Source organism: Acinetobacter sp. LipI_15 (assembly GCF_058242865.1).
Map to the genome: position 1 here is coordinate 429,910 of NZ_JBZAYN010000001.1, position 19,433 is coordinate 449,342.

General features: G+C 42.6%; 18 protein-coding genes and 1 pseudogene. 9 read left to right on the forward strand and 10 right to left on the reverse strand.

Translation table 11 applies throughout. The features are described 5' to 3' along the window. Positions 1-17: 17 nt before the first annotated feature. Positions 18-2,063, reverse strand: coding sequence for an ATP-dependent DNA helicase RecG (gene recG / locus AC4CU0_RS02030; protein ID WP_249734081.1), 2,046 nt, complete (start codon positions 2,061-2,063; stop codon positions 18-20). Positions 2,064-2,122: 59 nt separating this feature from the next. Between recG and AC4CU0_RS02035 the strand changes: the two genes are divergently transcribed. Both AC4CU0_RS02035 and AC4CU0_RS02040 read left to right on the forward strand, forming a co-directional pair. Then, positions 2,123-2,902: an NAD-dependent epimerase/dehydratase family protein gene (locus tag AC4CU0_RS02035; RefSeq protein WP_490742354.1), complete on the forward strand. Its 780-nt coding sequence runs from the start codon at positions 2,123-2,125 to the stop codon at positions 2,900-2,902. A gap of 151 nt (positions 2,903-3,053) precedes the next feature. Then, positions 3,054-3,650, forward strand: coding sequence for a methyltransferase domain-containing protein (locus AC4CU0_RS02040; RefSeq protein ID WP_490742355.1), 597 nt, complete (start codon positions 3,054-3,056; stop codon positions 3,648-3,650). An 86-nt stretch (positions 3,651-3,736) separates the two neighbouring features. Here AC4CU0_RS02040 and plsB read toward each other — a convergent pair whose 3' ends face one another. Next, positions 3,737-6,310, reverse strand: a complete 2,574-nt coding sequence (gene plsB / locus AC4CU0_RS02045; RefSeq protein WP_490742356.1) for a glycerol-3-phosphate 1-O-acyltransferase PlsB — start codon at positions 6,308-6,310, stop codon at positions 3,737-3,739. A gap of 287 nt (positions 6,311-6,597) precedes the next feature. On the opposite strand from plsB, the gene AC4CU0_RS02050 reads away from it, so the two are divergent. Both AC4CU0_RS02050 and AC4CU0_RS02055 read left to right on the forward strand, forming a co-directional pair. Then, positions 6,598-7,470: an acyl-CoA thioesterase gene (locus AC4CU0_RS02050; RefSeq protein ID WP_180026061.1), complete on the forward strand. Its 873-nt coding sequence runs from the start codon at positions 6,598-6,600 to the stop codon at positions 7,468-7,470. 246 nt (positions 7,471-7,716) lie between these two features. Continuing rightward, positions 7,717-8,976: a dicarboxylate/amino acid:cation symporter gene (locus AC4CU0_RS02055; RefSeq protein ID WP_490742357.1), complete on the forward strand. Its 1,260-nt coding sequence runs from the start codon at positions 7,717-7,719 to the stop codon at positions 8,974-8,976. Here AC4CU0_RS02055 and AC4CU0_RS02060 read toward each other — a convergent pair. The 8 genes and pseudogenes from AC4CU0_RS02060 to AC4CU0_RS02095 all read right to left on the reverse strand — a co-directional run bounded on the left by AC4CU0_RS02060 (position 8,973) and on the right by AC4CU0_RS02095 (position 16,326). Next, positions 8,973-9,398, reverse strand: a complete 426-nt coding sequence (locus AC4CU0_RS02060; RefSeq protein WP_490743448.1) for a VOC family protein — start codon at positions 9,396-9,398, stop codon at positions 8,973-8,975. The genes AC4CU0_RS02055 and AC4CU0_RS02060 overlap by 4 nt on opposite strands. A 223-nt stretch (positions 9,399-9,621) precedes the next feature. Then, entirely contained in the window at positions 9,622-10,566 is a 945-nt protein-coding gene (locus tag AC4CU0_RS02065) for a metal-dependent hydrolase (RefSeq protein WP_490742358.1), read from the reverse strand. A gap of 157 nt (positions 10,567-10,723) precedes the next feature. Then, on the reverse strand, positions 10,724-11,584 hold the full coding sequence (gene yihA, locus AC4CU0_RS02070; protein ID WP_180010522.1) for a ribosome biogenesis GTP-binding protein YihA/YsxC: 861 nt from the start codon (positions 11,582-11,584) through the stop codon (positions 10,724-10,726). An 85-nt stretch (positions 11,585-11,669) separates the two neighbouring features. Further along, entirely contained in the window at positions 11,670-12,113 is a 444-nt protein-coding gene (locus AC4CU0_RS02075; RefSeq protein ID WP_490742359.1) for an RrF2 family transcriptional regulator, read from the reverse strand. Positions 12,114-12,199: 86 nt separating this feature from the next. Further along, positions 12,200-13,408, reverse strand: coding sequence for an NO-inducible flavohemoprotein (hmpA, locus tag AC4CU0_RS02080; protein WP_078192460.1), 1,209 nt, complete (start codon positions 13,406-13,408; stop codon positions 12,200-12,202). A gap of 23 nt (positions 13,409-13,431) precedes the next feature. Continuing rightward, positions 13,432-13,518: pseudogene (locus AC4CU0_RS02085) on the reverse strand (hypothetical protein); the annotation flags it as partial. Between the two features lie 40 nt (positions 13,519-13,558). Then, positions 13,559-15,109 (reverse strand): helicase HerA-like domain-containing protein, encoded by a 1,551-nt coding sequence (locus AC4CU0_RS02090; protein ID WP_490742360.1) that lies wholly within the window; start codon positions 15,107-15,109, stop codon positions 13,559-13,561. A gap of 14 nt (positions 15,110-15,123) precedes the next feature. Beyond that, positions 15,124-16,326 (reverse strand): PLP-dependent transferase, encoded by a 1,203-nt coding sequence (locus AC4CU0_RS02095; RefSeq protein ID WP_490742361.1) that lies wholly within the window; start codon positions 16,324-16,326, stop codon positions 15,124-15,126. Positions 16,327-16,484: 158 nt separating this feature from the next. On the opposite strand from AC4CU0_RS02095, the gene AC4CU0_RS02100 reads away from it, so the two are divergent. The 5 genes from AC4CU0_RS02100 (at position 16,485) to rplW (ending at position 19,431) form a co-directional block, all read left to right on the forward strand. Then, positions 16,485-17,222: a type 1 glutamine amidotransferase gene (locus AC4CU0_RS02100; RefSeq protein ID WP_078189281.1), complete on the forward strand. Its 738-nt coding sequence runs from the start codon at positions 16,485-16,487 to the stop codon at positions 17,220-17,222. A gap of 268 nt (positions 17,223-17,490) precedes the next feature. After that, on the forward strand, positions 17,491-17,802 hold the full coding sequence (gene rpsJ / locus AC4CU0_RS02105; RefSeq protein WP_000070912.1) for a 30S ribosomal protein S10: 312 nt from the start codon (positions 17,491-17,493) through the stop codon (positions 17,800-17,802). Between the two features lie 59 nt (positions 17,803-17,861). Continuing rightward, on the forward strand, positions 17,862-18,500 hold the full coding sequence (rplC, locus tag AC4CU0_RS02110; RefSeq protein ID WP_078189280.1) for a 50S ribosomal protein L3: 639 nt from the start codon (positions 17,862-17,864) through the stop codon (positions 18,498-18,500). 11 nt (positions 18,501-18,511) lie between these two features. After that, a complete protein-coding gene (rplD, locus tag AC4CU0_RS02115) occupies positions 18,512-19,114 on the forward strand; it encodes a 50S ribosomal protein L4 (protein ID WP_078189279.1) in 603 nt (200 codons plus the stop codon). Then, positions 19,111-19,431 (forward strand): 50S ribosomal protein L23, encoded by a 321-nt coding sequence (rplW, locus tag AC4CU0_RS02120; protein WP_005012992.1) that lies wholly within the window; start codon positions 19,111-19,113, stop codon positions 19,429-19,431. Before rplD ends, rplW begins: the two co-directional genes overlap by 4 nt. Positions 19,432-19,433 lie beyond the last annotated feature (2 nt).

Here is a 19,433-nt window from a genome sequence, read left to right on the forward strand (position 1 = left end):
TGTCATCCTAATAATTATTATACATAGGCGTATCGAGGAGCTTCCGGCAGCCATCGTTTTAAAAGGGCTTGAGCCTGTGCAGGATAGTCGTTCAGGACTTGTTGAGCCACATAGTGTGCCTGATTGAGTAAATGGTCATCGCGCTCTAATTTTGCTACACGAAAGCCCATATCGCCTGTTTGTTTAGTGCCGAGGAGCTCACCGGGGCCGCGAATTTCCAAATCTTTTTCAGCAATAATAAAGCCGTCATTGGTCTCGCGCATGATGCGTAAACGCTCTTGCCCATTTTGCGATAAGGGATTTTTATACAGCAAGGCACAGAAACTGGCTTTTGCACCACGTCCTACACGACCACGTAGCTGATGCAATTGTGAAAGCCCTAAACGCTCTGCATTTTCAATCACCATGATTGAGGCATTCGGGACGTCAACACCGACTTCAATCACTGTGGTTGCAATCAGTAATTGCAATTCATTATTTTTAAATTGCTGCATCACTGCTTGTTTTTCATCGGCCTTCATTTTGCCGTGAACCAGACCAATATTGAGGTCTGGAAAGCGTTCTTTAATTTCATTAAAAGTCGCTTCAGCGGCCTGAGCATCTAAAGTTTCTGATTGTTCCACTAAGGTACAGACCCAATAGGCTTGTTTACCTTCAGCACAATTGCTGGCAATCCGCTGTAGCACTTCTTCACGACGGTCAAGTGGAATAGTGACTGTTTGAATCGGTGTACGACCGGGTGGCAGTTCATCAATGACGGAGGTATCTAAATCGCCATAAGCCGACATCGCCAAGGTACGAGGAATAGGGGTTGCTGTCATCACCAGTTGATGCGGTGTCATGCCATTGAGACCTTTGTTTCGTAGCGCCAAACGCTGATCGACACCAAAACGGTGTTGTTCATCAATAATCACTAAACCCAATTTGGCAAATTGAACATTGTCCTGAAATAAAGCATGCGTGCCGACCACTAAATTGGCTGAACCATCTTGAATACTTTGTTCTGCCGCAGCTCGAGCCTTACCTTTTTGTTTACCGGAAAGCCAAGACACGGTCAGTCCCATAGGCTCAAACCATTTTTTGAAATTTAGATAATGTTGTTCGGCCAAAATTTCTGTCGGCGCCATCATGGCCACTTGCCAACCTTCCTCAAGCGCATGACAGGCAGCCACGCCTGCGACCAAGGTTTTACCTGCACCTACATCGCCTTGTACGAGTCGCAGCATAGGTTTGTTCTTTTTCAGATCGACCGCAATTTCTTTGGACACACGTTTTTGTGCGCCGGTCATTTCAAATGGCAGCGTACTTAAAAGTTGTTTGGTGAAGTTCTTACTTGCAGAGAAAGACGGTGCTTCGATTTGTTGAATATAAGCACGGCGGCTAAGCAAACTGACCTGATGGGCAACCAATTCTTCGAAAATTAAACGTTGCTGTGCAGGATGAGAACCTTGGCTCAGTTGCAACATATTGGCATTGACAGGGGGGTGATGAATATAGTCCAGCGCCTGTTTTAGGGCATAGCCATTGGTGAATTTTTCTGGCAGTAATTCAGGTAAGTCATCACTATATAACTGTAGTGCTTGTTTGACATATTCACGCAGTTTGGACTGCGTTAAGCCTTCGGTTGCGGGGTAAATCGCAGTGAGTTGGGTTTGTGGTAAAGGTGTGTGTTCAGTAATCACCTGTAGTTCAGGATGATACATTTCTAAGCCACGAGCACCAACACGGACTTCACCAAAAATCCGTAAACGATTCCCCGGTTTCACCCGATCAGTAATGCCTTTGTAGATATGGTAAAAACGTAAAGTAACTTTGCCACAATCGTCATCCAGTAGGGCGGCCATCGATTTGCGCTTACCGGGAGGAAAGTCGATACTTTTGACTGTGCCTTCCAGTAAATAACTGCGACCCACGGTCAATTGGTTCATGGGGATGATCGTGCTACGATCTTCATAGTCGCGTGGCAGATGAAACAAAAGATCATCTGTCGTGAAAATATTTAGTTTTTCAAGTAAAGCAGCGGCGGCATTGCCAACCCCTTGCAATTGATGGACGGCAGCCATGTCCCCTCAACTTCGGTTTATATGATCTAAATGGATCAGTTCTGAGAATAGGTCGTTTGATGCATATTCTATTTATCGGTTATGGTAAAACATCGCAACGTGTTGCTAAACAATTATTTCAGCAAGGTCACCAAATTACCACAGTGAGTCGTAGTGCGAAAGAGGATGATTTTGCAGAACATTTAATCCAAGATATTCACCAACTGGATTTGTCGCAGGTTCAACCGATTGATGCTGTCTATGTTCTTTTGGCTCCTGCACGCCATGCTCAATTCAATGCTGTGGATGTTTACCGACAAACTTATGTCGATTCTGTACAGCCGATTGTTCAAGCATTAGCAAGTCATCCAATACAACGTTTAATCGTGGTGTCGTCCACTCGTGTCTATGGTGAGCATGCGGGGGAGCACATTGATGATGACACTGTGCCACAACCGATCGATGAGCAGGGGATGTTGTTACGCGAAATGGAGCATCGCTACTCACAAGCATTTCCTACCGAATGCGTGATTGTACGTCCCTCTGGGATTTATGGCACATCGACAACACGAATGCAGAAACTGGCCGAAACGACTCGTTGCTATCCCAATATCCATTGGTCAAATCGAATACATATCGATGATTTGGCAAAATTTCTGTGTCATCTACTTCACGTGGAACATCATGAAAAATCATATATTTGTACTAATAATCAACCTCAACCCTTGCATGAGCGAATCTTGGAATTGCAAAGAGCTATGCATTTACCCGAATTGGTTTTAGAGAGCGAAGCAGAAACAGGGAAAAAGCTTTATGCAACGCGGATGATGGAGAGTGGTTTTAAGTTGGCGCACGATTGATTGTGATGTGTAGTGTAAAATTGGTGTGACGTATAAATTTCAGTGCAGCTTTGTGAGTATTAAAAAAAAATCTATAAATGAATAAGATAGGTCTTTTACAACATGGATTGTTCAAATTTTCGAATGGATCTCAAAGGATAAAATTTAAATAATGACAAAATCATTTGCTGAACTTACTCAGAATCTACCCCATAGACCGATTTTGGAAAAAGCTTTAAGTTATTTTGAGAATTTACCAAAGATCGCGATTGATTGTGGTTGTGGTGCAGGAAATGAATCATCATTTCTACTCCGTCATCATTTTAAAGTATATGCATTTGATCCGTCTGTTGATGCTAAAAATATCTGTCTAAGTAAATTTAAAGACAATAAGAATTTTTTATTTTCTAATCAGGCCTTTGAAGACTATAGCTTTCCTAAAGCTAGTTTAATTATTGCTTTATTCAGTTTATTTTTTTGTTCTACGGATTCGCTTGAAAGTGTTTTAAAGAAAATGCAGGAATCCTTAAGTGAGCAAGGCATCTTACTCATACAACTGTTAGGGAAAGATGATGATTGGGTAAATAATTTTTCTGAAAAATTTATAGGTTTTGAACAGGAAGAACTTAAACAATTGTTTGATGCGGACTTTGATATTATTTATATCAATGAATTTAAAGGCAATAAACCGCTAGCCAATGGAACTCCAAAATTTTGGAATGTACATACCTTAATTTTAAAAAAGAAAATATTAAATACTTTTGTATAGTCCAAAAAAAAGAGACAAGCTTTTTACAACTTGTCCCTGATTTTGCTCATCTTCTTCCGCTTTTATGGCGAAAAAATCAGAACTGTTTATTTTTTCTTACGTTTCAAACGTTTTTTAGCTTGTTCCGCAGCAACTTTATCAAGTGCTTCTTTTAACTCTTCATCACTAAAGGTTGTAATGTGCTGCAACATTTGCAGGGTCACATCATCCAAAACGAGGTTGGCATATTGCGCAACATTTTGGAAATTTTCATCAAACACAATGGCGTTGTTTTCATTGGTGCTGATATAACCTTGTTGGGTTAAGACTTTAATAAAGCTTTGGAATAAGGCCTTATCAAAGAACTCTGGCGAGTTAAATTCATATAACACAGACAGACGTTGACCAACCAAGTGACTGAGTTCTTCAACCTGACGCGTCGAGATATTGCCCGAACCACGTTGTGTAATTAAAGCCAAAGTCATGTAGTAACGCTCTAGACTTTGCATCACGGGTGCAGCCAAGACTACTAACTGATTGTGCTGCTCTGAGTTAGGCGCAGGGGAGATCAGGTTGCCTTCTGTATCTTCAGAAATCAGTTTAGCTTTGATCAGTACTTCTGCATACGCACAGATCTGATCTTTAAGCTCTTCATTATTCCATTTGAGGAATAACTCAGCTTTTAAGAACGGATACAGTGTACGAATGACATTAATCAAATCACCACGGCGAATAGAACCATTATGTTCAACCAAAGCGGCAATGAGTGATGGCAAAATAAATGCGTGCAGGATGTTGTTACGGAAGTAGGTTAACAACACCGCTTGATTATCAGCAATGGCAATAATATCGCCAAGGACATGATTAACACGTTTAATCAGCTTGAGTTTTAAACCATAAGCAATGATTTCTTTACCTGACAGCGGTGTCACTTGCATGCGCTCATCGTAAGGTAAGGCAGTTAAAAGATCGCGATAGGTATCTAACTGCTTAATGCAAATCTCTTCATCTAAAGTATGTTTAGATGTTGCCAATAAAATCAGTGAAAGCAATGAAACTGGGTTCACCACTGCTGCACGGTTAATATTTTCTAAAATCACGTGTGCAGAACTGTTAATGGCATCCGAAACTTCTGGCGGAATTGGATCGTCATTCTTCTCGATTTTGATGTTGCTTGCATTGTGCTGTTTCAGCATATCATCAAGGAAAACTGGCTCACCAAAGTTCAAATGAACTTTACCAAAAATACGTTCGATCTTACGCAGAGTTTTCATAATCCCAATGATCGATTCTCCCTCTTTGGGCTTACCATTCATTTCGCCAACGTAGGTCGCACCTTCCATTAAACGCTCATAACCAATATAGGTCGGTAAGAACACGATCGGTTTGGCTGGATTACGTAAATGACCATGGACAGTCATTGCGAGCATGCCAGTCTTCGGTGGTAATAAGCGACCAGTACGTGAACGACCCCCTTCGATGAAGTATTCAAGTGGTGTATTACGCGCCAAAATACTATAGAGGTATTCTTTAAATACGGTGGTATAGAGACCATTGCCACGGAATGAACGACGAATAAAGAACGCACCGCCGCCACGTAAAATTTGCCCGACAAATGGCATGTTCAAGTTATCGCCCGCAGCAATGTACGGCACCATCAAGCCACGTTTATAGATCACATATGACAATAATAAATAGTCAATATGACTACGATGACATGGGGTGTAAATGATCTCGTAGTCTTTGGCCAGTTCACGAACGGTACTGAAGTTATGTACTTCTACGCCATCATAAAGCTGTGTCCACAGACGAGTCAGGGCTAAGTCAGCAAAACGTACTGTTGATGCAGAATAGTCAGAAACGATTTCATTTAAATAACCAATCGCACGACGTTCAGCTTCAACCATACTGATTTTACTGCGAATGCTTTCACGACGAATCGCATCTTGCACATCCGTAGATTTGATCAGTCCGTGCATCACATTACGACGGTCAGATAAATCCGGACCCAAAACCACTTCACGCTGCGCATCTAAATAATCATTCAGTGTGCTGACAATATAAGTCGCAGGTGACAAGTTTGGATGTGTAGTTTTGGCATATTCAACCAAACGACGCAAAGACTGTGGCTCATGGAATTCGAGGTACGATTGACGACCGTGCAAACCAATATTGACCAACTGCTTCACTTTGCTTGGTGTAGACCATGTATCGGTAAATAATAATTTAAACCAAGAATCTTCTTTATCGGGTTCACGACCCCACAGCACGGTTACAGGAACGAGCTCAACATCCGCATCAGGATTTTTTTCCAAAACCTCAATTAAACGCAATAAACGAGGTGGAAAGGCATGTGGCGGTGGATTGAGTAAGTTGTCTTCATCATGATGTTGTAAAAACACCACAGAGGCTTTTTCTGTTTGCGTACCCACAGTCATTGGGTCGAGTGCAGGGTGTAGCTTTAAACGACGGGTTTCACCATCGACAATTAAAGCATTACTCCGTGAATGATTTTGCAGAACGTAGCAGGTAATTTTCGTTGTCTGTACGCCGGTATCTGTATCGGTTTCAGTCACTACAGGTTCTACAGGGACTTCACCTAAAACATGCGGTGTTACCACAAGGTCAAGCAGTTTACTCGAAAGCTTTCGATACATCTGACCAAAGCCGCTCTTGGACATACAAACTCCTACTTTTCATGACCAAACCACAGAGATTCTGAGGGGAATCTATTCTGCGTAATTGTACTTAAAAACTGTATGTCATTTTCTGACAAATTGCATAGATATTGTAAGATTTTATCGTTAAAAAACGTATTTTTAGCAGTTATATTGCATCAGCAAGGTGACAGATCAGTCAGCGAATCTTTAGGGTTTTAGTCTGGATTTATGGCAAAATGGAAAATATATTTAAACATCTGTTGATGTTGCCTGCGTTAGCTTAATCCCGAATGATAGATAGGTTTGTTATGAATGCCTTAACACAAGAGTTGGTTGATTTACTCAGTCTTGAAAAATTAGAAGAAAATATTTTTCGTGGGCAAAGCCGAAATTTGGTCGGGAAACGTGTCTTTGGTGGACAGGTTTTAGGTCAGGCGCTCCGTGCGGCATCTTATACGACAGATCGACCAGCTCATTCCTTACATGCCTATTTCTTATTCGGCGGTGATATCAATGCACCGATCATTTATGAAGTGGATCGTATTCGCGATGGACGCAGTTTTGTGAGTCGTCAGGTGCGTGCGATTCAACATGGTAAAACGATTTTTATGTGTATGGTGTCATTTGCAGAGCAAGAAGAAGGGTTGAACTACCAAGTTGCAGAGCCAGAATATCCAGCCGTCGAAGATTTAAAATCTGAAGCAGAGCTGAAACGAATGATGGTGGAGTTTGTCCCTGAAAACGTCCGTGCGTCTTTTATGCGCGACCGTCACGTAGAAATTCGCCCGATTGATCCACAAAACCCGTACCAACCGCAGCCTGCTGCGCCATCGTATGCACACTATATTCGTACCCATGACACTATTGCTGCCGATGTTGATGACATCTCTTTACATCAGGCCATTGCGGCATTCTATTCAGACTTTACGCTGATGACGACTGCACTACGTCCACATGGTTTAAGTTATTTATCACCAAGTTTGCAGTGTGCGAGTATTGACCATGCCATGTATTTCCATAAGCCATTCCGTGTGGATGAGTGGATGCTTTATGACATGGATGCCACCGTCAGTGCCAGTTCACGTGGTCTAAATTTTGGTCGCATGTGGCAAAACGGTGAGTTGGTCTGTAGTACGACACAAGAAGGCTTGATTCGTTTACGTGAAATTGAAACCCAATAAGCTTTGAGCAATATGTGTTAATAGTAAAAGTTGAATACTGAAAAAACCGAATCTTCTGATTCGGTTTTTTTTGTCCGTCAATTTTGGGTATGAAGCTACTCGCGGATTCGAGTTATCTAATTGGGGTGCAGTACAAATTGAATTGGGTTGAATACATGCTTTGCAGAATTGCAGCAGTACATGTGACAAAAAATTCCTCGATTCCCGGTGGGTCGCATGGCATAGTGCCTGAATAAAGGATGATAAATGCAAGGCACAATGAGCTTAAATACGCAGATTTTAATTGCCGCAATATTGGGTGTGGCATTTGGGTTTTTATTAATTCAGTTTCCAGAGACGCAGTTTTTATCCGCCAGCCTGTATGGCTTGGGGATTGCCAGTAGTATTTTTATTGGTTTGCTGAAAATGATCTTGGTTCCGCTGATCTTTAGTTCGATCGTGGTGGGGGTATCGAATTTACAAGCGGGTGGTCAGCTGAGTCGAACGTGGAAAATTACCTTAGCTTGCTGTGTCACCACCACGACTTTGGCATTGATCTTAGGTCTAGGATGTGCACATATTTTTAAAGTTGGGCAGGGTGTGGACATCATCATGTTCCAAGATGCAATGCAACAACATCAGAGCCCTGACACCCTCACAGCAGGTTCATTCTTTACCAATTTTATTCAAAATACACTCATCAATCCGTTTAAAGCTTTTAGTGATGGCAACGTACTCGCAGTCGTGGTGTTTTCACTATTTCTAGGTGTGGCCTTGGTCAAAGGTGGTGAAAAGTTCCGAAGTGTGAGAAAGCTCAGTCAGCAATTTTTTGACATCATGATGATGATCATCGGCTGGGTGATGAAGCTTGCACCGATTGGTATTTTTGCATTATTGGCTAAATTGATTGCTACAGAAGATATTTCGGTGTTGAGTCGCCTCGCGGAGTTTGCTGCCGTAGTCACAGGGACGACGATTTTCCATGGGGCAGTGGTGTTACCTCTGTTGCTTTGGATTTTTGGGAAAATGAGTCCATTCACATTTTTTAGAGGAACACGAGCTGCCTTAATCACTGCTTTTGCAACCAGTTCAAGTTCAGCAACGATGCCACTGTCGATGAAATGTGCGCAGGAAAATTTAGGTGTACGTCCTCAAACAGCAGGTTTTGTGATTCCATTGGGCACACAGTTAAATATGGATGGTACAGCGCTATATGAAGCTGCTGCTGCCTTGTTTATTGCCAACTTGATGGGCTTAGATTTAACCTTGGGACAGCAGTTAATTGTCTGTGCAACCGCCATGATTGCGTCACTCGGCGCACCGGGCATTCCAAGCGCTGGAATGGTGACAATGATTATGGTTTTACAATCAGTCGGACTCCCTGCAGAAGCGATTGCGATTTTACTGCCGATAGATCGACTCTTAGATACGGTACGGACTGTGGTGAACGTACAGGGCGATATGATGATTAGTGTAGTGGTTGATCGTCATACGCGAGATGTCGATGAACCAACGTTGTCGAATTAAGCAGATAAAGAGCTAAAATGTGGGTTGTAGACGATCTCCCACAGATGCCCATCTAAGTCTTGAAAATAGCCTGCATAACCACCGTAAAACGTGGGCTGTGCGGGCTTAATTGTTTTAGCACCAGCGCGTTGGGCTTGTTGCATGATTTGATCGACGGCTGCGGGACTGTTAACGTTATGTCCGAGAGACATTTGAGTTGGACAAAACGCTGATGCGCTAATTCTGGTGTCATGACTCAGGCTATCTTGTGACCAGAGTGCGAGCTTTAAACCGTGTTGTAAATCAAAAAATGCCACAGCGCCATGTTCAAATTCAGTCCCAATAATCCCTGCGCTATTAAGACCTAAACCCTCCTGATAAAACGCGAATGCAGCGTGTAAATCTTTCATGGCCAGTGTGATGACGGAGATGTGAGCGTGCAGGGAGATGCTCCTGAATGGCTTATTTTTATTTTAGGATGAGGCTGAGTATAAATGCATTTTAAAGAGAAGAGGGAGTTCGGAAGAACTATACTTTAAACCTCGAACTTATGACGACCCTATTCATCTTAAGTTTGTTGATTGCTCAATAAAAAAATAGAGCGTAATGGAAGTGAGCACAAAAAAAGCAGGGCGAACCCTGCTTAATACAGATTTTAAATGGTGTTTATGCAACTTTCAGTGCGGCACGTTTTGCAGCAGGAGAGTTGTCGAGGTAAGCAATCGCATCTTCAGTTTTTGCTTCATGTACAGGATCGTACCAAGGCATTAAATACCCCAATTGCTGTGACACTAGCCAAAGCGGATGTGGCAATAAGCGATTGTCTTTTTGCGCGATACGCGCCCATTCACGCCAAATCCACGGTTTATATACGGCAGGTTTAATCGATGCATAGCGCGCGTCTTGCTGCATGATATGTGCTGCACCATCGACCCATAGACCAAGTACGGCTGCAATCACGATCACACTTTGATAATAGCGAGAAATATAGCCCCCACCGAGATGACGATACAAATCAAAAGCCACGGTACGATGTTCTATTTCCTCTGCACCATGCCATTTTACTAGATCGAGCATATTCGGATCAGCGCCGAGTCGTTCCCACTCTTTGTTATATAAAGCATATTTACCTAGTACACAGGTCATGTGCTCAACTGTTGCAATCACCCCTAAACGAAAGAGATCCCATTGATGATCCAAGGCTTTGGGTACGTTGAGCCCTAAAGGTTGGTCCGCAAGCAGTTTGCCAAAGAGAAAGTCCATGATTTCGAGGTTGCGTTGAATACTGATATTGCGCTGAGACAGATATTCTTTATTGGCAGAGTTATGCGCCTGAGCATGCATGGCTTCTTGGCGGATAAATGCTTTAACGTCCTCTGCTAATTTTTCATCTCTAATTTGTGGCAATACTTTGTTATACAGACGGCAAAACCAAAACTCACCTGCCGGTAAGATCATATTAATTTCATTAATAAAATAGCTGACAAAAGGTTGGTTGGGCACCCAGTCAACTTGGGTATCTTGCCACTCAAATTTCACTTTACGTGGCTTAATTTTATATTCGATTGATGATCCAAGTTTTGTGTTTCTCAAGCGGGAGAGTAATTTCATGACCTATCCTTGTTTTTATGTGATCGAGTGCACATCTGATATATTCAGTATCCAAAAAAAATCCTGCATTGTGATTAGCAATACAGGACATTTCATTATCTTCAGAAGATACTTTTTGTCAGACAATCATCCTTGCGCTGACTTTAAAAATACTGGATTAGTGGTCTGAATTTTTGCCTTCAGCTTGGGGTAAATCTTCAGATGTAGTGTCGACGTCGTCGAATGCTTCCGCATCTGCATCGATTTCAATATCATCTTCCGATGCTTCAGGAATGCTATCAAGATCAAACTCTGTCGATTGTTCTAGAGTGAAGTTAAGACGACCCGCCATGACACTCGCTAACTCTTCTAAACCTTGTTTATTCAATGATGAGAACAATTGGATAGAGAAGTTCAGCTTCATTTTTTTCAATGCTGCTTTCACTTCTTGTAGTGCTTTAGAGGCTGGGCCACGGTTTAGTTTATCTGATTTGGTGAGCAGTACATGCACGAACAATTTACGTGAATGTGCCCATTCCAACATCATGACGTCAAAGTGTTGTAGTGGATGACGGATATCCATCAACAGCACAAGACCTTGTAAACTTTCACGGTGTATCAGATAGTTTTCTAACTCTTTTTGCCACACGATTTTCATCGCTTCAGGTACAGCGGCATAGCCATAACCCGGTAAGTCGACCAAACGCTGATCAGGATTTCCTAAACTGAAAAAGTTGATCATTTGGGTACGACCCGGTTTTTTCGACGCACGAGCCAATTGCTTTTGGTTGGTGAGCGCATTAATGGCACTCGACTTCCCTGCATTTGAGCGGCCAGCAAAGGCAATTTCATAGCCGGTATCTTCAACGCAGAGGTTGAGTTTAGGCGCACTCATTAAGAACTCAGCTTTGCGTAGCCAGTTGAGCGAGCGCACAGCATATTCAGTAATCGCAGAGTCTACTTTTTTCTCATAAGTAATCTTTTGCTTCGGCGCATTGGCCGCTTTACTGTTTCGTGATTTTCCTCTGTGCTGATGCATAACCCAACTTCAATAACTGATTTAACAACACGCATTATAAAGGAAGTCGGGCAGGCAAGCGAATTTTGTCGCAGGCAAAGTGAAATTAGAGATTGATCATTCGAATTGGAGATTGTGTTGTAAATTTAGATGCGCTGCTTGGTTGCAAGACGTCAGCAAGTTTGTACTGATCGAGACTTTGATAAAACTGTTCTAAAGCTTGGTCTAAGAGGCTTTTTAAACCACACTGACTACGCAGTACACAGGGTGGGTCGTTGCATTCTACTATCTGGTGATGACCTTGCAGAATTCGTACGATTTGACCGAGCTGAGCCTCAAGTGCTTCAGGGTTTAGGCGAATGCCGCCACCTTTGCCGCGGCTGGTGATTAACCAGTTTTGCTTTGCCATAAAATGCACAATTTTCACCAAGTGATTACGCGAAACGTGCAGGTCTTCCGCAATTTCAGCAATGTTATAAGGCACATCACGAGGGCGTGCGATATAGAGCAAAATGCGTAATGCATAATCGGTGAATTTATTGAGTTGCATGATAATACTGTGAGTCTGAGAGAAATAAATAAGGGCTAGTCTAGCATAACTAAACTAACCCTTTGTATTTCAGGTGAATAGCTTAGTTAGTGTTTTACACCACCAGTGCCGAAAGCTTCGCTGTGAATATTGCTAGCAGGAATACCACGAGCAATTAAAGCTTTCTGTTGTTCAGCCATAAATGGCATTGGACCGCAAAGGTAATAATCCGCATTGATCGGTAACAGTGCAGTATCCATGCTGCCTAAGTCTAGACGACCAGCAGCATCATAATCTTCACCTAACTTATCATTAGCATGAGGGAACTCATACGCTGTAAAGGTGCTAAGACGTGGGTATTTTGCTTCCAAATCCTGAATGTGTTTATGCATTGCATGCACTTGTTTGCTACGGCAGGCATGGATAAATGTTACAGGTTGTGGCATGTCTAAAGTCACCAACTGATTTAGCATCGCAATCATTGGTGTTAGACCTACACCACCACTGATAAAGACATTGCGTTTTTGTGAATCAATCAGGAAGAAATTACCTGTTGGTGCAGACACTTCGATTTCTGAACCGATCTCCAAGCCATGCAGTGTATTCGATACCCAACCTGGAACCAAGTCACCTTTCTGATCTTCACGTTTTACAGAGATACGTAAGTAGTTGTCTTGCGGGCTGGTCGACAGTGTATATTGACGTGGCTGTTTTAGACCCAGCTCATCGACCAATACACGTACAGAGATGTACTGACCTGCTTCATATTTTGGTAAATCACCACCATCAGAAGGCTCAAGGTAGAATGAGGTGATTTCATCACTTTCAGCCACTTTTTTCGCGATTTTGAAATTACGCCAACCTAACCAACTGCCTTTAGTTTGCTGATGTTGCTCATAAATCGCTTTTTCAGTGCTGATAAACAAGTCTGCCAATTGTCCATATGCTGCTGCCCAAGCTGCAATCAGTGGATCTTCCATTGAAATGCTTAATACTTCACTGATCGAGTGCAGCAAATTTTCGCCGACAATATTATAGTCTGGCGCTTGAATGTTAAGACTCACATGTTTATGCGCAATTAATTCTACAACTGGTAAAAGTACAGATGGGTCCTCAATATTTTCAGCATAAGCCAATACAGCACCCGCCAAGGCTTGTGCCTGAGCACCGCTGCGTTGATGTCCCATGTTAAAGGTTTCTTTGAGGTCAGGGTTATTGCCCAACATACGATTATAGAAGTAACCAGTCAGCGCGACACCATTTTCACGTAGAACAGGAACAGTAGCTTTTACTAGGTCAATTTGCTGCGGAGTCATAGCTGATCTCTCATGGCTGTTATTTATAAGATGTATTTAAAATACATTTTTAAATACATCCGCGCAATACATGTTTTAGTAAAAACCATAAAAAAATTATGGGATATAAAAAGATTCCATAAATTTGTACTTTTTAATTGGGTTTTTAGATTATTTCTTGCCGAAGATAGAACCTAAGAGGCCACGGATAATTTTCTGACCTGTCGACCCGCCCAAGCTGCGTGCAGCACTTTTTGCAAAAGTTCCTACCGTGTCTTGAATCAGTTTTTCACGTTGTTTGGCTGAACGCTCTGCTTCTTTTTGTTGTTCGCGCGCAAGGCGTTCTTGTTCACGTGCTTGCTGTTTGGCCAACGCTTCTTGTTCTTTGGCTTCTATTTTATCTTGTTCCGCTTGGACGGCTTGTTGTTGGCGCTCCGCCACTTTATTTTGCAAAAGTTCATAGGCACTTTCACGGTCTGCTTCGGTGTCATACACACCTGCAACAACGCTATTTGCCATGAGTGCTTTGCGTTCTTCTACAGCAATTGGACTAAATGAAGAATAGGGTGGCATCACCCAAGCACGCTCAACGATTTGGGGTGTGCCTTGTTCATCTAGACAACTAATCAGTGCTTCACCGACAGCCAGTTCCGTAATCACTTGATCGACTTTAAACGCAGGATTGGCTCGAAAAGTATCTGCTGCCGTCTTAACCGCTTTCTGATCTTTCGGGGTAAATGCACGTAGCGCATGCTGAACGCGGTTACCCAGTTGTCCTAAAACACTCTCGGGTAGGTCAAGTGGGTTTTGCGTTACAAAGTAAATGCCGACCCCTTTAGAGCGAATTAGACGAACCACTTGTTCAATTTTTTCTTGTAAAGCAGGGCTGGCGTTATCAAACAATAAATGTGCTTCATCAAAGAAGAACACCAGTTTGGGTTTATCCATATCTCCAACTTCGGGCAATTGTTCAAACAGTTCTGACAGCATCCAAAGTAAGAAAGTCGCATAGAGCTTAGGGGTATTCATTAACTTGTCGGCTGCGAGCAGGTTGATGTTGCCACGACCTTGCGCATCCGTTTGAATGAAATCCATGATATTGAGCGCAGGCTCACCAAAGAACTTGTCACCGCCTTGATCGGCCAAGGCAAGCAAATTACGTTGAATTGCACCTAAGCTTGCAGGTGATAAATTGCCATATTCATTTTTAAATTCTGCGGCATGTTCACTGACGTAGCTGATCATGGCTTTTAAGTCTTTAAAGTCGATGAGCAATAAGCCCTGATCATCAGCAATACGAAAGACCGCAGATAACACACCTTCTTGCGTGTCATTTAAGTTGAGGATTCGGGCAAGGAGCAGTGGGCCAATTTCAGAAATGGTAGTGCGAATGGGATGACCTTGTTCACCGAACAAATCCCAAAAGACCACAGGCGAGGCAGCAAAAGGAATGCTCTCGATATTTAAACTTTTAATTCGTTCGTCAAACTTAGGATTGCTTTCACCTGCTTTGGCAAGGCTAGAAACATCCCCTTTGGCATCGGCTAAAAATACGGGTACACCCAGCCGAGAAAAACTTTCTGCCAACACCTTCAACGTCACCGTTTTACCAGTACCTGTGGCCCCAGCAATCAAACCATGGCGGTTTGCAAATTGTGAATGAAGCACCACATCTTGTGTGGTGTCTTGTGTTTTTTTGCCAATAATAATTGGTGTACCCATAGATGTTCCTGTATTTATTCGAGTTGCTGTTTATTTAAATGTTGTAGTGCGTTTTCTATATCTTGTATTAAATCTGCAGGATGTTCTAGTCCTATACAAAAGCGAACCAGTAAGCCGGTTTGAATATGTGAATGTTCGAGTACACGCATATCTTTTAAGTTATATAGCATGACTAAACTGACTGGGCCACCCCAGCTAAAACCGAGCTTAAAGAGTTTCAGTGCATCACAAAAGCGGCGTACATCTTGCAGGCTATATTTTTCATTAAATATCACGCTGACCAAGCCAGCACTGTGTTGTTCTGTACAAATTTCTTTCCAATACTGATGTCCTGCGGAAGCTTCATCGGCAGGATGTAAAACCTGTACAAAGGTTGGCTGCTGTTTTAGCCAATTCAATACAGTTAAAGCACTTTGTGACTGGTGTTCATAGCGCAGGCGCATTGAAGCCAAACTGCGTTGTACTTGCGCGGCGTCATCACCAGAGATACTAATGCCTTGAATGGCATGCGCACGAAACAGTTTGTGATGAAGCTTTATATCTCGTGTAATTACCGAGCCCATTAAAATATCACCACCGCCACTTGGGTATTTGGTCAAGGCATGCACACTGATATCGACACCCAGATGCTCAGCACTAAAATCAAAAGCATTAAAGGCAAGTCCTGCGCCCCATGTATTGTCCAGTGCAGTGAGAATGTTATGTGCTTGGGCTTTTTTGACCAAGCCGACTAAATCTGGAAACTCTAAAGTGACAGAACCCGCCGCTTCTAACCAGATAAGCTTGGCTTGCGCTGAAGGTGTGAATGAGTTCACATCAATCGGGTTGTAAACCTTGACCACGATGCCATAGCGGGTTTCTAAATTGCGCAGATGTTCCATATTTGGGCCATAGATATTATCTGCGACCCAAACCTCATCCCCCTGACTTAAAAAACATGAATTGACCAAATTAATCGCAGACAAACCACTTGGTGCGAGTAAGTGATACAAGCCACCTTCAATCTGAGCAATCTGATCGCCTAGGGTAAATGTAGTGGGTGTACCATGTGTGCCATAGCTATAGTCATAATCATCGGTCCAATGGCGATTAAATAGCGCATCAGTATTTTCGAAAATTATAGTGGATGCACGAAACAGGGGAGGTTGAACACTATTGATGTATTGCGGTGCCTTTCTTGGTGCATGAATGAGTTCAGTTTGAGGATTCTTTTTCACGTGGCGCTCTGAAATGATCAAAATAATAATGAATGATCAAAAGAATACGACTAAAACGCATGGATTTACGATGCTTTTGTATAGAAAATTAAGTGAAAAGCAAAGTTGGCTTCATTCTTGCAAAACCGATATCAGAGCAACAACAATAGGTTTAGCGCATGAAGTCGCATTTAAAAGTACATTATTTTCAGCATATTGCTGGCGAAGGGTTCGGCAGTTGTTATGAATTTTTAAAACAGCATCAGGCCAAAATTACGGCCACAGAATTCTTTGCATTACCTGTCGATCAAGCCTTAGATCTCGAGGCTTTGCCGCATGTCGAAGATGTCGATTTGCTCATCATCATGGGTGGGACCATGAGCGTAAATGATGAGGCAAACTTCCCATGGTTAAAAATAGAAAAACGATGGCTGCGACGCTATTTGGCACTCGGTAAACCCGCAATCGGGCTTTGTTTAGGCGGGCAATTGATTGCCAATGCTTTGGGTGGGGCGGTGAGTCGAAATGCACAACAAGAACTGGGTTGGACGACCATCCGTAAAGTCGCTAACGTACCGCATGACTGTTTTAAACTACCTGAAGAGTTTAAAGTCATGCAGTGGCACAGTGAAACATTTGAAATTCCCAAAGGAGCGGTATTACTGGCGGAAAATGATGCATGTCGTAATCAAATGTATCAAATCGGGCAAAATGTTTTGGGCTTCCAATTTCATCCTGAAATTACCCCAGAAGTACTCGATTTATTTTTGGAAAATGATGAAGAAGTGGCATTTTTTTCAGGAACACATGTGCAGCCAGTACATGATCTACGGAAAAGCGCAAAAAACAAATTTATTGAGGGAAATCAAATACTAAACCAAGCAATAGAGTATGTATTAAGAAAAAACGCCTACTGATTAAAAGTTAAGCAATTGATCTTGCATAAAAAATGAAAAATATAAGAAAAACAGCAAAAGAGATTTGCTTATGCATTAAACAATAGCTATAATGGGCGACCCTTTGATGAAGGGGGTTAGCTACGAATAAAGTAGTTAACATCGTGACAGTCGCGGCATCGATCGTGACCTTAGTGATATTTCACTGCTCTTGACACTTGCCTCTTTTAAAGTGGGGTGAGATGCGTCAAGGGTGATTCTTTATATATTTGGCTTGGAGTTAACTGGTATGTCTAACCAGAGAATTCGTATCCGTCTTAAGTCTTTTGATCACCGTCTAATTGATCAATCAGCTCAAGAAATCGTAGAAACAGCAAAACGTACTGGCGCACAAGTTTGTGGTCCAATCCCGATGCCTACACGTATCGAACGTTTTAACGTTTTAACATCACCACACGTTAACAAAGATGCGCGTGACCAATACGAGATCCGCACTTACAAACGTTTGATCGACATCGTTCAACCTACAGATAAAACTGTTGATGCATTGATGAAGTTGGATCTTGCAGCTGGTGTTGATGTTCAGATCGCTTTGGGTTAAGGCTTTTGGTTAATTAACGCTCTAAGTTAATTAGGCCGCTTTTTTAGAGGTTTATGCACATGGCTATTGGTTTAGTCGGTCGCAAGTGCGGTATGACACGTATCTTTACAGATGCTGGTGTTTCTGTACCTGTAACAGTGATTGAGGTTGATCCTAACCGCATCACACAAATCAAAACGCTTGAAACTGATGGTTATCAAGCGATTCAAATCACTACTGGTGAACGTCGCGAATCTCGCGTAACTAACGCTCAGAAAGGTCACTTTGCGAAAGCTGGTGTTGCTGCTGGTCGTCTAGTTCAAGAATTCCGCGCTACAGAAGCTGATCTTGAAGGTCGTGAAGTTGGCGGAACTATCGGTGTAGATGTGTTCACAGTGGGTCAAATTGTTGACGTTACTGGTACATCTAAAGGTAAAGGTTTCCAAGGTGGTGTTAAGCGTTGGAACTTCCGTACTCAAGACGCTACACATGGTAACTCTGTATCTCACCGTGTTATCGGTTCTACAGGTCAAAACCAGACTCCTGGTCGCGTGTTCAAAGGCAAAAAAATGCCTGGTCACTTAGGTGCTGAACGTGTAACTACACAGGGTCTTGAAATCGTTGCTATCGACGCAGAACGTTCAGTTCTAGTTGTTAAAGGCGCGGTTCCTGGTGCTACTGGTGGCGACGTTACTGTTCGTCCTACTATCAAGGCCTGAGGGGAAATAACGTGAATTTAAATACTGTTTCCGGCTCTGCTGTTGAGTTATCTGAAGTTGCGTTTGGTCGTGATTTTAACGAAGCTCTTGTACACCAAGTTGTTACAGCTTACTTAGCTGGTGGTCGTCAAGGTTCAAAAGCGCAAAAATCACGTGCTGACGTTTCTGGCGGTGGTAAAAAACCTTTCCGTCAAAAAGGTACTGGCCGCGCTCGTGCTGGTTCTATTCGTAGCCCAATCTGGGTTGGCGGTGGTAAAACTTTTGCTGCTCGTCCACAAGACTGGTCTCAAAAAGTAAACCGTAAAATGTATCGCGGTGCTATGCAATGCATCCTGGCTGAGCTTGTTCGTCAAGATCGCCTTGTTTTAGTTGAAGAGATTGCTGTTGCAGCTCCAAAAACTAAAGAATTGCTTGCAAAACTTAACGACTTGAATGCACCTCGTGCATTAATCGTTACAGATGCTGTTGATGAGAACTTGTATCTTGCTGCTCGCAACATTCCACACGTTGATGTGGTTGATGCTGCTGCAATCGATCCTGTTAGCTTGATCGCGTTCGATAAAGTTGTTATGTCTGTTGCTGCTGCTAAGAAAATTGAGGTAGAACTCGGATGAACAACGAACGTATCTATCAAGTCCTACAAGGACCTGTATTCTCAGAAAAAGCACAAGTTTTAGGCGAAACTGCTGGTGTTCAAGTGTTCAAGGTTGCACTAGATGCAAACAAACTTGAGATCAAAAAAGCTGTTGAGCAACTATTTGGTGTTCAAGTTGTTAAAGTTAACACAACGATCACTAAAGGTAAGACTAAACGCTTTGGTAAAACATTAGGACGTCGTTCTGATGTTAAAAAAGCATACGTCACCCTGAAAGCTGGCCAAGATGTTGAAATGGCTGACTTGGGCGATACCGCTGAAAACGCAGCGGAATAAGG